The 13,159-nt window shown below is 49.7% G+C and carries 9 protein-coding genes; 1 reads left to right on the top strand and 8 read right to left on the bottom strand.

The genetic code is table 11. From position 1 onward, the window contains the following. Window positions 1-14: 14 nt before the first annotated feature. The 4 genes from M8Q36_RS02215 to M8Q36_RS02230 all read right to left on the bottom strand — a co-directional run bounded on the left by M8Q36_RS02215 (window position 15) and on the right by M8Q36_RS02230 (window position 8,096). Window positions 15-3,779, bottom strand: a complete 3,765-nt coding sequence (locus M8Q36_RS02215; protein ID WP_249879896.1) for a two-partner secretion domain-containing protein — start codon at window positions 3,777-3,779, stop codon at window positions 15-17. Between the two features lie 686 nt (window positions 3,780-4,465). After that, a complete protein-coding gene (gene pstS / locus M8Q36_RS02220; protein WP_370568886.1) occupies window positions 4,466-5,497 on the bottom strand; it encodes a phosphate ABC transporter substrate-binding protein PstS in 1,032 nt (343 codons plus the stop codon). A 450-nt stretch (window positions 5,498-5,947) separates the two neighbouring features. After that, window positions 5,948-7,504 carry an MFS transporter gene (locus tag M8Q36_RS02225; protein ID WP_249879897.1) on the bottom strand — a complete coding sequence of 519 codons (1,557 nt, stop codon included), beginning with the start codon at window positions 7,502-7,504 and terminating at the stop codon, window positions 5,948-5,950. 424 nt (window positions 7,505-7,928) lie between these two features. Continuing rightward, window positions 7,929-8,096: a hypothetical protein gene (locus M8Q36_RS02230; RefSeq protein ID WP_017457522.1), complete on the bottom strand. Its 168-nt coding sequence runs from the start codon at window positions 8,094-8,096 to the stop codon at window positions 7,929-7,931. A gap of 165 nt (window positions 8,097-8,261) precedes the next feature. On the opposite strand from M8Q36_RS02230, the gene M8Q36_RS02235 reads away from it, so the two are divergent. Continuing rightward, window positions 8,262-8,954 (top strand): class I SAM-dependent methyltransferase, encoded by a 693-nt coding sequence (locus M8Q36_RS02235; protein ID WP_249879898.1) that lies wholly within the window; start codon window positions 8,262-8,264, stop codon window positions 8,952-8,954. Window positions 8,955-8,958: 4 nt separating this feature from the next. On the opposite strand, the gene M8Q36_RS02240 is transcribed toward M8Q36_RS02235, so the two are convergent. The 4 genes from M8Q36_RS02240 to budA all read right to left on the bottom strand — a co-directional run bounded on the left by M8Q36_RS02240 (window position 8,959) and on the right by budA (window position 13,125). Further along, entirely contained in the window at window positions 8,959-9,726 is a 768-nt protein-coding gene (locus tag M8Q36_RS02240) for a class I SAM-dependent methyltransferase (RefSeq protein ID WP_249879899.1), read from the bottom strand. 130 nt (window positions 9,727-9,856) lie between these two features. Next, complete coding sequence (locus tag M8Q36_RS02245) at window positions 9,857-10,627, bottom strand: (S)-acetoin forming diacetyl reductase (RefSeq protein WP_200552231.1); 771 nt, start codon at window positions 10,625-10,627, stop codon at window positions 9,857-9,859. A gap of 16 nt (window positions 10,628-10,643) precedes the next feature. Next, window positions 10,644-12,323: an acetolactate synthase AlsS gene (gene alsS, locus M8Q36_RS02250; RefSeq protein WP_249882712.1), complete on the bottom strand. Its 1,680-nt coding sequence runs from the start codon at window positions 12,321-12,323 to the stop codon at window positions 10,644-10,646. A 22-nt stretch (window positions 12,324-12,345) separates the two neighbouring features. After that, on the bottom strand, window positions 12,346-13,125 hold the full coding sequence (gene budA / locus M8Q36_RS02255; RefSeq protein WP_249879900.1) for an acetolactate decarboxylase: 780 nt from the start codon (window positions 13,123-13,125) through the stop codon (window positions 12,346-12,348). Between the last annotated feature and the right edge of the window lie 34 nt (window positions 13,126-13,159).

A 13,159-nucleotide genomic window follows, 5' to 3' on the forward strand; every position in this document is an offset into this window, starting at 1 on the left:
CCTTTTGTTGCGATTTACAGACCTACAATGGTGCCGGTATTTGTGATCGCATTCGATTCAAGGTCGAGGCCGTAAAAACCGCCCAGAACCGCGTCCTTGCCGCTATTCGTAACTTTATTCGCGGTCACTTTCACGGTGCCATAACTCAGCATATTGAGATAGTTATACACGTTACCGTCCGTTTTCACGGCTAATGCATAATCACTGACAATATTGCCTCGGTTATTAATATCCTTTACCGCATCAATCTTAATGCTTTGCCCAAGCATATTACTGTTGCTGTTGTTGGTAACGTGCCGTTGGGTGGTAAGGGTAAGGCTGGTTCCCGCCAGGATATCTTTAAAGTTCTCGATACCGTTCAGGGCATTAATCGCCAGTGCGTTATTAGCGGCGATGGTGTTGCGGTTATACAGCACACCTTTTAACACGCTGAAATTCACATCGCCCTTACCGCTGATCCAGCCGTAGTTGGTGGTGCTGTTATCTACGGTCAGGTTCAGGTTCTTATCCGAAGCGATAACGCCTGTTGCCGTTCCATCTTCCAGCTTACCGTTGCTGTAGTTCTCAAGGTAAGCAGAGGTGATGTCGAGGTTACCTGCGCTATATGTCATCGCATAGTTATTATAGAAAACACCGGCCGCTTTAATAATGGCGTTGGCACCGCTCATCAGCATGCTGCGAGTGTTATCGAAAACGCCCCGGGACAGCACGTTAAGCGGACCGTTTTCTGCCAGAATGCGGCTGTTAGTGCTGTAGATATTCTGTGCGGAAAGCGAGACGCCCGCTTTACCCACCATGCCACCCACATCGCCTGCGACACCAAAATACGCGCCGTTGTAATAACTGAAGTTATTACCGTCTCTGTTTTCAATATTGCCGACAGCATTTACGGTAAGCGTTTTATTCGCGGCAATCAGCGCCGTGTTGTTATAGATACCTGATTTGGAATCAATGGAGATATTTTCACCTGCGATTAACCCGTTGTTGTTATCCACCGAGTTGGCAATCAGCTTGATATCGCCCATTTGAGAGGTCACAGAACCTTTGTAACTGTCGTAGTTGCCCGTCAGAATCAGGTTAATATCGCTTAAGCCAGCAATCTGACCATAGTCATTGAGCAACCAGTTCCCGCTGATTCCGACATCGCCAGCAGAGGTAATCTTACCGCTATAGTTATCAACCGTTCCTTTTGCCGCCACATTTACATCGCCCGTCAGGGAGCGCAGCGTGCCACGGTTATTGCCCACATTGCCAGTAGAGGTAATTGTCAGATCACCACCAGCCTCAATAAGGGAATTATTGTTGTTGACGTTGTTTGCGGTAATCGCGACATCACCAGCGCCCAGCATATAGAGGTAGTTATACAGATTACCTTTGGTCACAACACTCATATCGCCATCACTGACAATATTGCCGCGGTTATTAATGTCATTTACCGCGTTAATAGTAATCCCGTTACCGACCATATTGCTGTTGCTGTTGTTTGTCACATGACGTTGCGTATCCAGCGTCAGGCTGCCGCCTGCAGAGATATCTTTAAAGTTCTCAATGCCGTTCAGGGCATTGATCGCAAGCGCCTTATCAGCTGCAATGGTATTACGGTTATAAAACGCTCCTTTCGCAACATTCAGCGCTACTGCGCCTTTACCACTGATCCAGCCGTAGTTCGTGAAATTGTTGTCCACATTCAGCGTAAGATCTTTATCTGAGCTGATAAAACCTGTGGCGTTATTATCGATAAGCGTGCCGCTGCTGTAGTTTTCCAGGGAAACGGTATCGAGCGTGAGGTTGCCTCCGCTGGAAATCGTTGCGTAGTTATTGTAGAAAGCCCCGCCAGTTTTGATTGCGGTATCGGCCCCGCTGACCATCAGCGCACGCGTGTTATCAATGTTCCCTTTCGCTTGCAGGCTCATTGGCCCATTTTCTGCAATGATGCGGCTGTTGTTGTTGTAAATATTCTGCCCGGAAATCTCAACGCCACCTTTACCGATCAAGCCACCGGTCTGTTGCGGCATGCCGAAATAGAGGCCAAAGTCATTGCCAAAGCGATTACCATCACGGTTATCAACATTTCCGCCCGCATGGATAGTCAGCTTTTCACTGGCTAATACCAGCGATCTGGTGGTGTTTACGCCGGCTTTCGCGTCGATGGAGATATTTTGCCCCATCATGAAACCGCCGTGGGTATCCACTGCATTCGCACTCAGTGAGATATCACCTTCTTCCGCACTCACAACGCCGATATAGTTGCTCAGGTCGCCGTTAACAGCCACCTCCACCCCCTTCTTGCCGCCGATGCCACCGTAGTCATTACGATAAGAATCACCCTTCACAATCACTTTGCTATTGGAAAGAAGATTGCCGGAATCGTTATTGACCAGGCCCTTACTGTTTAGCGACACATCGCCGTTCGATGCGATCTGACCACCGCTGTTATTGATGCTGTTTGCGTTGATTACTACACCGGTATCGGCTGCGATACCTAAGGAATCGGAACTGACAGTATCCGCTGTTTTGGTACTGCCGTTGTTGATAGTGCCGCCAGACAGGATGTTGATATGGCCGCTGGCAGAGCGGATCAGGCCCTTGTTATTGTCGACATTGCCAAGGCTGACAATGTCCATGTCGCCTGACGTTTCCAGAATACCGCTGTTGTTGTTAATCGCGCCGGATTCAAGCCCCAGATAGCCGCCGTGGATCTGGCCGTTACTGTTATTTAGCGTACCGGTTTTTAAAGTGACAATACCCGCTTCGATACCGACATCGTTCCCTTTACCGGCGTTGGTAAAAGTATTGTTATTGGTATCGACAGCCAGCATACCGCTGGCGGCAATTTTGCCGTTGGTATTATCAACTGCGCCGCTATTAACGTAGATATCTGCCGTCGTCGAAATCGTACCTGAACGGGCATTAACAATAGCGTTCTTATTGGTATCGAGATAAATCGCACCAGCAGAAGTAATAAGACCCGTTGTATTGTCCAATTTGCCGTTGGTATTAATCTTTGTCGAACCGGTCGATTGAATCTGCGCATTACTGTTCAGTAACTGACCATTAGCATCAATGCTGATGCCGCCAGTACCACCGGCAATAACCCCCTGGTTACGCACACCGATGCCGCTTTCGGTACTGATAAGATTAATTTTATTCGCGTACATGCCGCCAACTTGCGCAACGTCAACGCTATAGCTATTACGCGAGCCTGACGCAGTGACAGTGCCGGTCACCTGGCCGTCTGTATTAACGTAGTTATTACCCGCAACAATATTCAGTTCGTCAGCGGTAACTTTCCCGCTGAGCACTACGTTGCGTGACAAAATTTCAGTTGGGCTGGCGTTATCCAGTTTGCTGATTGTAATGGTACCGCCGTTGACGGAATAACCAGCGAGTTTGTCGTTCTGAATATCTGGTGTACCGGTGGTCAGCGTGAGTTTATCGGTATTAATCGTACCGCCACCATTTACCGTAATGCCATTGGGGTTGGCGATAATCAACGCGGCTTTATCACCGGCGACTTCCATCATGCCGTTGATCGTCGACGCATTTTTGGAGGTAACTTCGTTGAGAATAACTTTTGCCGACCCGGATGTGAGATTGCTGTTACCCTGGATGGTGCCGCCCAATACCGTATTGGATGCTGAGCCGCTGTTATTAAAAATAACACCATTTTTATCGACGTTCAGGTTGTCCCAGACGTTATGTGACAAGCCATTGCTGTTAGGTTTATTAATATCTACGACCGGCACGCCATTCGCATTATATAGCGTGCCATTTTTCATACTTAAACCAGCGGAATGCGCAACAGCAGGTAATGCGAATATCATTGCAACCGTCAACGGAGCCAGCTGAGTTCTCACAAGGCGTTGGACTTTCTTTTCCGAATTAATCACGCTTTTGCTTCCCTTTAATTAACCTTCAGAACCAATTTGAAATAAAACGTTCTCAGTCTTGTTTCCTGAGCCTGGAATCGATTTTGTTTATTCGAATGAATTTATTGGTAAACCTCACCAGGCATACCGAATCAGAATAAAAAAATGAAACCTGGCACCTCGCGAGACGGCTGATTTTTTTACAAAGCCTGTGAAGAATTAACATCAGGATTGAACATCGCAGTGCCCCGCGAGCGGGGAATAAATCAAGACCGGGCTAAAAACTAACAGGGGTTTAGTAATAGAACAATATGCCACTCTTCAAAATCAGATGATTCATTTGGCTTGGTGAATGAAAAACAGACAATCTAAGCACATTATTTAAAATATAACTTAGAAGTATTAAGACAATAAAAATATTGTTGCAGAATTATCTTTTAAGGCAATATAACAAGCTTCAATGTTATTAACCTGGTAAATAATTATTCACCACTCAACTTAATAAAATAAAAATACGTTGCGTCGGAAATTAGCTTTGGGCTAATAACAAAAAACCCGGTAGCGCACCGGGTTTATTTTTTTGGAAATAAGCGAGATTAGAACAACGGCTTACCAGAAGCGTCCTGTACGTTGGCTTTCCATGCTGCGCGAACCTGAGCGGTAACGGAATCCGGCAGCGGCGCGTAATCCAGATCGCTGGCGATGGTGCTGCCATTTTTGTAAGACCAGTCGAAGAATTTAAGCACTTCGGCGCCTTTCGCCGCGTCATCCTGTTTTTTATACACCAGGATAAAGGTGGTGGACGAAATCGGCCATGCATCTTTGCCTTTCTGGAAAGTCAGATCCTGAGCGAAAGATTTACTCCAGTCAGCCCCTTTGGCGCTGTTGCTGAAACTCTGCTGCGACGGCTCAACCACTTTACCATCAGCGTCAAACAGTTTTGTCCAGGTCAGGTTGTTCTGTTTAGCGTAGGCGTATTCCACATAGCCAATGGAGCCCGGCAGACGCTGCACAAACGCGGCAACGCCATCGTTGCCTTTACCGCCTAAGCCAACCGGCCAGTTCACCGTTGAGCCTTTACCCACTTTACTTGCCCAGTCAGCATTCACTTTGGACAAGTAGCTGGTGAAAACAAAAGAGGTGCCAGAGCCATCCGCGCGGCGCACCACGTTAATATTCGTGTCCGGAAGTTTGACTTTCGGGTTCAGCTTGGTGATTTCCGGGTCGTTCCACTTTTTAACGGTTCCCAGGTAGATATCACCCAGCGTTTTGCCGTCCAACGTCAGTTCGCCGGATTTTACGCCAGGGATATTAACCGCCAGCACCACACCGCCAATGACGGTCGGGAACTGAAACAGGCCGTTTTTCGCCAGATCGTCATCACTCATCGGGGCATCGGATGCGCCGAAATCCACGGTTTTCGCAATAATCTGTTTGATGCCACCGGAAGAACCGATCCCCTGGTAGTTCACCTGAGATCCTGTCTGTTTCTGGTATTCAGCTGCCCATTTTGCATACACAGGCGCCGGGAAAGTACCACCAGCACCCGTCACATTCGTTGCCGCGAAAACAGTAGTCGTAGAAAGTGCAAGAGCAGCAGCCATCAGGCGAACTGACGCATTAAGCATTGCCATAGTCTCTCCGAATCGAAATAGTGATTAAATTTTTGAATAATATTAAGAGCGAGGGCAGCATAGAGCGAATTTATGACAATTTTGTGTCAACGGTGAAAAATAAAAAAAGCGGCACAACACGCAAAAAAAGACCTCCGGATCGCAATCGGGAGGTCTAAGCAAACCTTAAAAAAGATGAATTAACCTAACGGTTAAAATTTGCAACTCTGCGCGCTCTGAAGGAACGCACTGAGTTACAGTAGCCACGGCTATTAAACACGAAAACCGCAGCCCTCATATGACAGATATGCAACATTCTGTAAGTTATTTTTTCCGCCCACTAAATTACCCGCACCGAGAATTTTCCGCGGACTCAAAACGATATTACTTCATCAATGAATGACGTTGAAAAATAGCCAATCCGTTTATAAAGACATCAGCACGATATATAGCGAAAAATTAATCTTATTTCGGCATATAACTTTTACTTAATTCGGCAGTGGATATCACCACACCGTCTACTGTTGCATCAGTCCAAAGCGTGTCGTAACGGTAACCTGTCAAATCTTCGACGACTTTACGTGCTTCAGGCGTCACACTCTGTTTATTTCCGTTAGCTTTCAGGCGGTCAAGTTCATCGACAAAAATACGGTGCGTGCGCTTATTGAGATGGAAGGTCAGCGCTTGCCACATTGCCACCAGCAGAAGCCCGGCGGTGCCGATAAACAGCAGCATCACAATGGTAGTGATTGCTTCCTGAGGCTGTTGCAGGCTGCCTTTCACAAAACCGCCGCTCTGCAATAGCAACCCCACGGCAAAGGTCGCAATGGCTACCGTAGTTTTACGTGAAAACGTCATCACGGCAGCAAATAGCCCTTCGCGGCGCTGGCGCGTGACCATTTCGTCAATGTCCGGAATAAACGGGAACACGTTCCACGGCGTGAATTCCAGAACGCAGCGCCCAACCTGGTAAAACCCGGCGAGGATCACCAGCAGCATCACTTTGTTTTCCGTGGGGAATTGGTACACCAGAAAGAAACCGCCCAGGCACAGCAGCATCATGCTGTAAGCAAAAACATAAAGCCGGGATGGACCATATTTAATAATGGCGAAGCCCGCGGCGAGCGTTACCGGCAGCCCGACGATGCTCATCGACAGCAAAGTTCCCGCCAGCGAAGATGAGACATGCAAGCAATAAACACAGAAAAATACAAATACCGTGTTATAAATATCTTTCGCCGTGAAAGAGAAAAGATAAATAGCCAGATGCTTGCGGAACGCACGAATTTTCAGCGTCGAGGCATAATCTTTAAATAACTTAATCACGCCGGTGAGTGTTTGCGCCGCATTGCCAGTTTGACGTTTTTTCTCCATCTCCTGCATCATTTCTGGTGTTATTTCTCTCTCCCAGCTTACTTTCCAGGAAATAAATACACAGACCATAAACAACACAGCAAAGACCACACCGTTAATTAAATAAGCATCGGCGTTTTTTTCACCTAGCCAGCCAATTAGCACACCGGGGATAAAGGTCGCGAGAAACGTGCCGGAAGCAGAAAGAAACATGCGGCAAGTGGAAAGCTTGGTGCGATCGTTAAAATCTTTGGTCATTTCCGAGGGCAATGTTTCCCACGGGATTAAGACCATGGCGGCAATAATTTCAAACGCCAGGTAAACGGCAAGATAAAACCAAAAATTCATGCCATTCAGCCATAACAGAATATAAACCAGCATCAGCGGCGCGCCGATAAGTAAAAAGAAACGACGTCGGCCAAATTTCTTGCCTAAAAAATTCTTATAAAAATGATCAGTAAAACTGCCCATAAACAGGCTCACGATAGCATCAACAATCCTTGCAATCGCGACAATGGACGCCGCCTGAATCGGCGATAAACCGACAAACGTGGTGTAATAAAACAGCAGCCAGGCGCCAATTACCGTAAAAGCGCCACCGCCCATTATGTCTGTCATGCCGTAACCAATGCTGACAGGAATCGTCACTTTTCGGTTTTTACGGGTCATAACCAGCCCCCGCAATTGCTCAGCTTTACAAATCTCTGAATCCGTAAATTTTCTTTATTTATCATGGACATAAAAACTCCATAAGAGAATTATTTGTGCCAGAACGGTGCCGTTAATAACGAACGCCTGTTGCCACCGGAAAACATCACAGTCTTCACGTTATCTCCCTTCGGGAATTTATGTCTACTACCATACAAGTTAAGTTGTCGAAAATGTGACCTCAGGCATAAGCCAGAAAAAATCGCCTTCGCAAATTCTAAAAAAGTGAGAAATGGGATCGAAAGAACAGTTAAAAAGCGGCAGTTGTGAATTCACGAAAACCCTGCGCAGCACAAACAAAAAACCCGCCAGCTATCAGACGGGTTTTAACTTTTCAGCGCACAGTTCATTCCAGTAGCTATAGCGCATCACCAGGTGAAAGCGCTCATTTTTCATCGTAAATCCATACAGAAGGATGATAATCAAGACCATAAAGCAGGCCGAACGGGATCAGCAGCGCAACATGGCGCCCCGAATCATATTCCCCCGCGTCCGTCTGTAATGGCAGCGTCGGGGTAAGGCGATTAAGCCACTGTTGCAGCAATGTCTTCATCAGCACGTTCTCCAGCAAAGGTTGACGCGCTCAGTTAAACGCAAAGCGCGCCATAACCAAAACGATCATTTTTGCACTGGTTTGCCGAAATATGCATATGCCTTGCGCTGCCTATTATCATGTAATATTTTAAGTTACATTACTGACAACCATCCCGGAGATAACGTGGCGCAGAATACGAACGACATTTTTAACAGCGAATTCTCCCGCCAGTACGATGCTTACAACGAGCGACTGGGCGAAATTGCCAATAATCTGCACCTGCTTATCTCATTGTTGCTGAAAAAAATGCCGCAACAGGCGCGAATTCTCTGCGTTGGTGTCGGCACCGGCAGCGAAATCATTCGCCTTGCGCAGCACCATCCGCACTGGCATTTTGCCGGCGTTGATCCCTCGCCGGATATGCTGGCAGTTTGCCAGCAAAAGCTCGACCAGGCGGGCATTGCCAACCGCTGCACATTGCATGAAGGCTACCTTAGTGCGCTTCCCGCCAGCGGCGATTTTGATGGGGTGCTCTGCCTGCTGGTGACGCACTTTATTCTGCATCCGCAGCGCGATGGCATCTATTCACAAATGGCGAGCCAGTTAAAACATGGTGGACGTGTGATCACAGCGGAGATCGCCGGGGATATGCACAGCCCGGCGTTTGATGAACAGCTTGAAGTGTGGACAACCATGCACGAAACCGCCAGCCAGGCACCGCGCGATATGGCTGAAATCAAAGCGCAACTGTCGCAGCGCCTGCTGCTGTTGCCCGCAGAAGCCACAGAAGCGCTGATTGAACAGGCTGGTTTTACCCCACCGCAGCGCTTTTTCCAGTCGCTGTTGATTCACGGTTGGACAGCACGCAAAATCTGAGGTGTTACGCCTTGCGCGAACAGCAGGCAATGTAGTTTAACTGGCGGCGATTTGCGCGGAAAAAGCGGAACATGCCGAGAAAACGCGTCCGGTTATCACGGGTGCGCAAGCCATTAAAAACAATGCGCAACGCACGCGCGAAACCTTCATCACGGATCAGCCCAACGGGCGACATCAGCGACATTGCCCCGTGGCGCGTTTCTACCGCGGCAAAGCCATTGTCGATAAACAATGTTCTCCACGCTGCTTCTGTCATCGGGCTGACATTCGATTTCACCACCTGCTCCAGTTTTGACTGGTTATCTGTCGCCAGCCCGCTGCGCATAAACATAATGTCGTGCGTCAGTAAACGGCCGCCGGGTTTCAGTACGCGGTAATATTCGCTGATTAGCTTCGCTTTCGCTTTGTCCACATACATGGTCAGCATCGCTTCGTTAATCACCACATCAAAAGTGTTATCGTCGAACGGCAGCTTATTCGCATTGGCTTCACTAAGATAAATGTTGCTGTCGAGACCGGCAGAAATCACATTCTGTCGCGCCTGCGCGAGCGCATTTTTATCCATGTCGATGGCATCGACCGTACAGCCAAAACGCTGCACCAGTTCAATCGAGGTGGTGCCCATATTGCAGGCGACTTCCAGCACCCGGCTCTGCTCATTTAGCGGTACCTGGCTAAACAACCATTCGGTCGCTTCCACCCCGCCGGGGCGCAAACGCGTTTTCCCGAGGCTCGCCAAAAAGGTATGCCCTGCTTTATCACTGTCGGCCATCGGACTCTCCCCACCATAACATATATTTTATATGCAACTTAACACAACGGTGTGGAGATGAGAATGGCTTTCATCAACAAAAAGGCCCCTGCGTTTTCGCAAGGGCAAGGCTGTGTCCGAGCCATAAAAATTAGTTAAAGACCATCCCACCATCGATCAGCAATGATTGGCCGGTCATATAGTCGGAATCCGGCCCTGCAAGGTAAGAGACGCAGGCGGCAACGTCTTCTGGTTCCGAAAGACGCCCAAGCGTAATGCGTTTAGCAAACTGCTCCGTGCCATACCCCAACGGTTTACCGGCCGCTTCCGAGACCTGACGGTCAATCTCCGCCCACATCGGTGTTTTCACAATCCCCGGGCAGTAGCCATTAACGGTAATACCAAGCGGCGCGAGATCCCGCGCGGCGGTTTGCGTGAGTCCCCGTACGGCGAACTTGCTGGAACTGTACACGGCCAGTTCCGGGTTGCCGACATGCCCGGCTTGTGAACAGGCGTTGATAATTTTGCCGCCGTGTTTTTCCGCTTTGAAGGCTTTTACCGCCGCCTGGATACCCCAAATCACGCCTTTTACGTTGATGTTATAAACCTTATCCACCACTTCCGGCGTGATGGACTCAATCGGCGTCGAAGGCGCAACACCGGCGTTATTCACAATCACGTCAAACCCGTTCAGTTTGGTTCTGGCCTCCTCTACCGCCGCAAACACTTTGTCGCGGTCAGAAACATCCACCGTCACCGCAATCGCGCTGCCATTGTTGTTATTAATTTCGTCAGCTACCGCTTTTGCCGTTGCGGCGTTGTAATCGGCAACAGCGACGGCAAAGCCATCTTTCGCCAGACGCAACGCAATGGCTTTACCAATGCCCTGACCCGCACCGGTCACGAATGCAACTTTTTTCATCATATCTCCTTGGTTTTCAAAGAATCTGGTTAAGGTTGAGCTGGCCCATCAGCAGAGGGTTATCACTGTAATCAACCGGGATGGCGACCACCGCCGGGCCGTCCGTATCCATTGCCGCACGCAGCGTGGGTTCCAGTTCTGCCGTGCTTTCGACCGCGAACCCTTTAGCGCCAAACGCTTCGGCATAGGCTTTAAAATCGACCGGGCCAAAATTAACGCCGGAAAGGCGCTGGTATTTTTTCTCTTCCTGAATGGCCACCATGTTGTAGGCGTTATCGACCCAGATGATATGCAACACATTTGCCCCGAGGCGCACAGCGGTTTCCAGCTCCATGCTTGATTGCAAAAAACCGCCATCGCCGGAAACCGACACCACTTTGCGGCCAGGGTTGACCAGCCAGGCACCAATCGCCCACGGCAACGCAACGCCCATGGTTTGCTGACCGTTGGAAATCATCACCTGGCGGGCGCGGAAGCTATAGAGATAGCGGGCAATCCAGATATGAAAACTGCCCATATCGACGGTCAGCGTGACGTCGTTATTCACGATGTCCTGCATCGCCCGCACAATGCGCAGCGGATGAATAGCGAACTGGCAGAGCTGTGCACCCTTACGACTGAGCAGTTCCCGCTGGTTGCGGCGCTCAATCAGGATCTCTGAGGCGCGCGGCGTGAGGATCAGCGGTTTTTCGATTTTCGCGGCCAGTTTGTCGAGTGTGCTGGCAATGTCGCCAACCAGTTCGCAATCCGGCACGTAATTACGTTCTTCATAAGCGGGAAGCACGTCGATATGGACCAGTTTCGCGTCACCGGTGTTCCACATCGATGGTTCATATTCCACCGGGCTGTAACCAATACAGATAACTAAATCTGCCAGGTGCAGCAGCCGATCTCCGGCCTGGTTATTAAATAACCCCACGCGTCCGGCAAAGCGGGTGAAATGCTGCTGATTAACCGCGCCCGCCGCCTGATACGTGCTGGTGACCGGAATATGGCTTTTTTCCAGCAACTGATGCAGCGCCGAAATATTTTCCTCACGGCTTGCCATCAGCCCGAGTAAAAACACCGGGTTTTGCGCCTGAGCGATAAGTTTCGCCACCTCGTCAATCGCCGCATCCGGTGCGGCACCTAACTGCGGAACACCGCTGGCGGGCAAGATAGTGCCGCTCGCCGGTTGGTCGGCAATATCCTGAGGCAGACTGACAAAGGCGCTGCCCGGCCGACCCTGCTCGGCGGCGCGAAATGCATTGGAGACCACTTCGGCAATCGCGTCGGAGGAGGTTATCTCTACTGCGTATTTCGTGACGGGGTTGAACATCGCCACCGTGTCCATGCTCTGGTGCACCAGCTTGGCTTTATCCGCCCGTTTCACCGCGCCGCCCAGCGCCACCACCGGGTCGCCTTCGCTGTTGGCGGTCGCCATACCGGTAATCAAGTTAGAACAGCCGGGACCGGACGTGACCAGCGCGACGCCAGCTTTACCGGTGATACGCCCGACTGCCGCCGCCATAAATGCCGCGTTCGCTTCGTGGCGCACCGGAATAGTTTGAATGGTTGAATCAATAAGCGAATCAAACACTTTGTCGATTTTGGCACCGGGAATGCCAAACACATGTTTCACGCCCTGCGCTTCCAGTTGTGCCACCACCATATCGGCGCCATGCGCCCACTGGTGTGTACGGCTCTCTTTACTCATCATTTACTCCTTTAAATGTTTATCAGTTCTCGACGGAACGAATGGCAGCGTCCAGGTTGTCCGGGTGTAAATCGGCGTTGAGAAACGCCTTATCCGCAGGCAGGTCAATCAGCAAATGGTGGATTTCGCCAAACGTCAGCGTGCCGCTTTCGAGCTGGTAATCCAGCAAATGTCCGCCGCCATGACGGTCATCCGTAATAAAGTGCTCGTGGTAGCCCGCCACGTTAATCCCCTGCATATGCTGCGGTGTGCGGAACCCAACCAGCACGCCATCACGCCCGTTGAAACGAAACACGGGTTGATCGTCAAGCACGTCAGTCATGGCGCGATAAGGTGGCGTCTGGCGCGGAACGGTGCGGGTGTGCGCATGGCGAAAATGACCATCAATACGCAAGGCGCAAAAGACATTATCGGAGGGGATCGTCTTATCGATAATGTCGTGCAGTTGCTGGCGACTGACCGGTTTATCCAGGTGAAATTCATGCTCTGGTTTAAACCAGGTCATTACCGCGAAAGGTGTTTTTTGCTGTCGGCTGGCTTCCCGTGCGCTACCGTCAGCACGCAACTGGTAAACCTCACTGTTGAACGCAATTAATTCGCCATCCAGTTCGTTAAATGTGCCGAGCCCAAAGTCGCCGTGATTGAGTAAATCCTCAATCGTGGTATTTCCTTCGTAAACACCGCTTAATAACGCACTCATTAGCGATGTTTGATATATCACACATTCTGGGCGCGTTTCTGAAAAGGCACGAAATGTTTCCCGAAGACTTTCCTCGCAAGAACAACCGGTTACATGACTCATTATCCTTTACCTCGCTGAGCAGTCGTTTAGAAAA

The organism is Kosakonia sp. R1.Fl, from assembly GCF_023516815.1.
Classification (GTDB): Bacteria; Pseudomonadota; Gammaproteobacteria; order Enterobacterales; family Enterobacteriaceae; genus Kosakonia.

Coding starts and splice junctions, on each gene's coding strand:
- M8Q36_RS02230 (WP_017457522.1), bottom strand. CDS start 8,096: ATGAAGACATTGCTGCAACAGTGGCTTAATCGCCTTACCCCGACGCTG.
- M8Q36_RS02215 (WP_249879896.1), bottom strand. CDS start 3,779: ATGAAAAATGGCACGCTATATAATGCGAATGGCGTGCCGGTCGTAGAT.
- budA (WP_249879900.1), bottom strand. CDS start 13,125: ATGAGTCATGTAACCGGTTGTTCTTGCGAGGAAAGTCTTCGGGAAACA.
- M8Q36_RS02225 (WP_249879897.1), bottom strand. CDS start 7,504: ATGACCCGTAAAAACCGAAAAGTGACGATTCCTGTCAGCATTGGTTAC.
- pstS (WP_370568886.1), bottom strand. CDS start 5,497: ATGCTTAATGCGTCAGTTCGCCTGATGGCTGCTGCTCTTGCACTTTCT.
- M8Q36_RS02240 (WP_249879899.1), bottom strand. CDS start 9,726: ATGGCCGACAGTGATAAAGCAGGGCATACCTTTTTGGCGAGCCTCGGG.
- alsS (WP_249882712.1), bottom strand. CDS start 12,323: ATGAGTAAAGAGAGCCGTACACACCAGTGGGCGCATGGCGCCGATATG.
- M8Q36_RS02245 (WP_200552231.1), bottom strand. CDS start 10,627: ATGAAAAAAGTTGCATTCGTGACCGGTGCGGGTCAGGGCATTGGTAAA.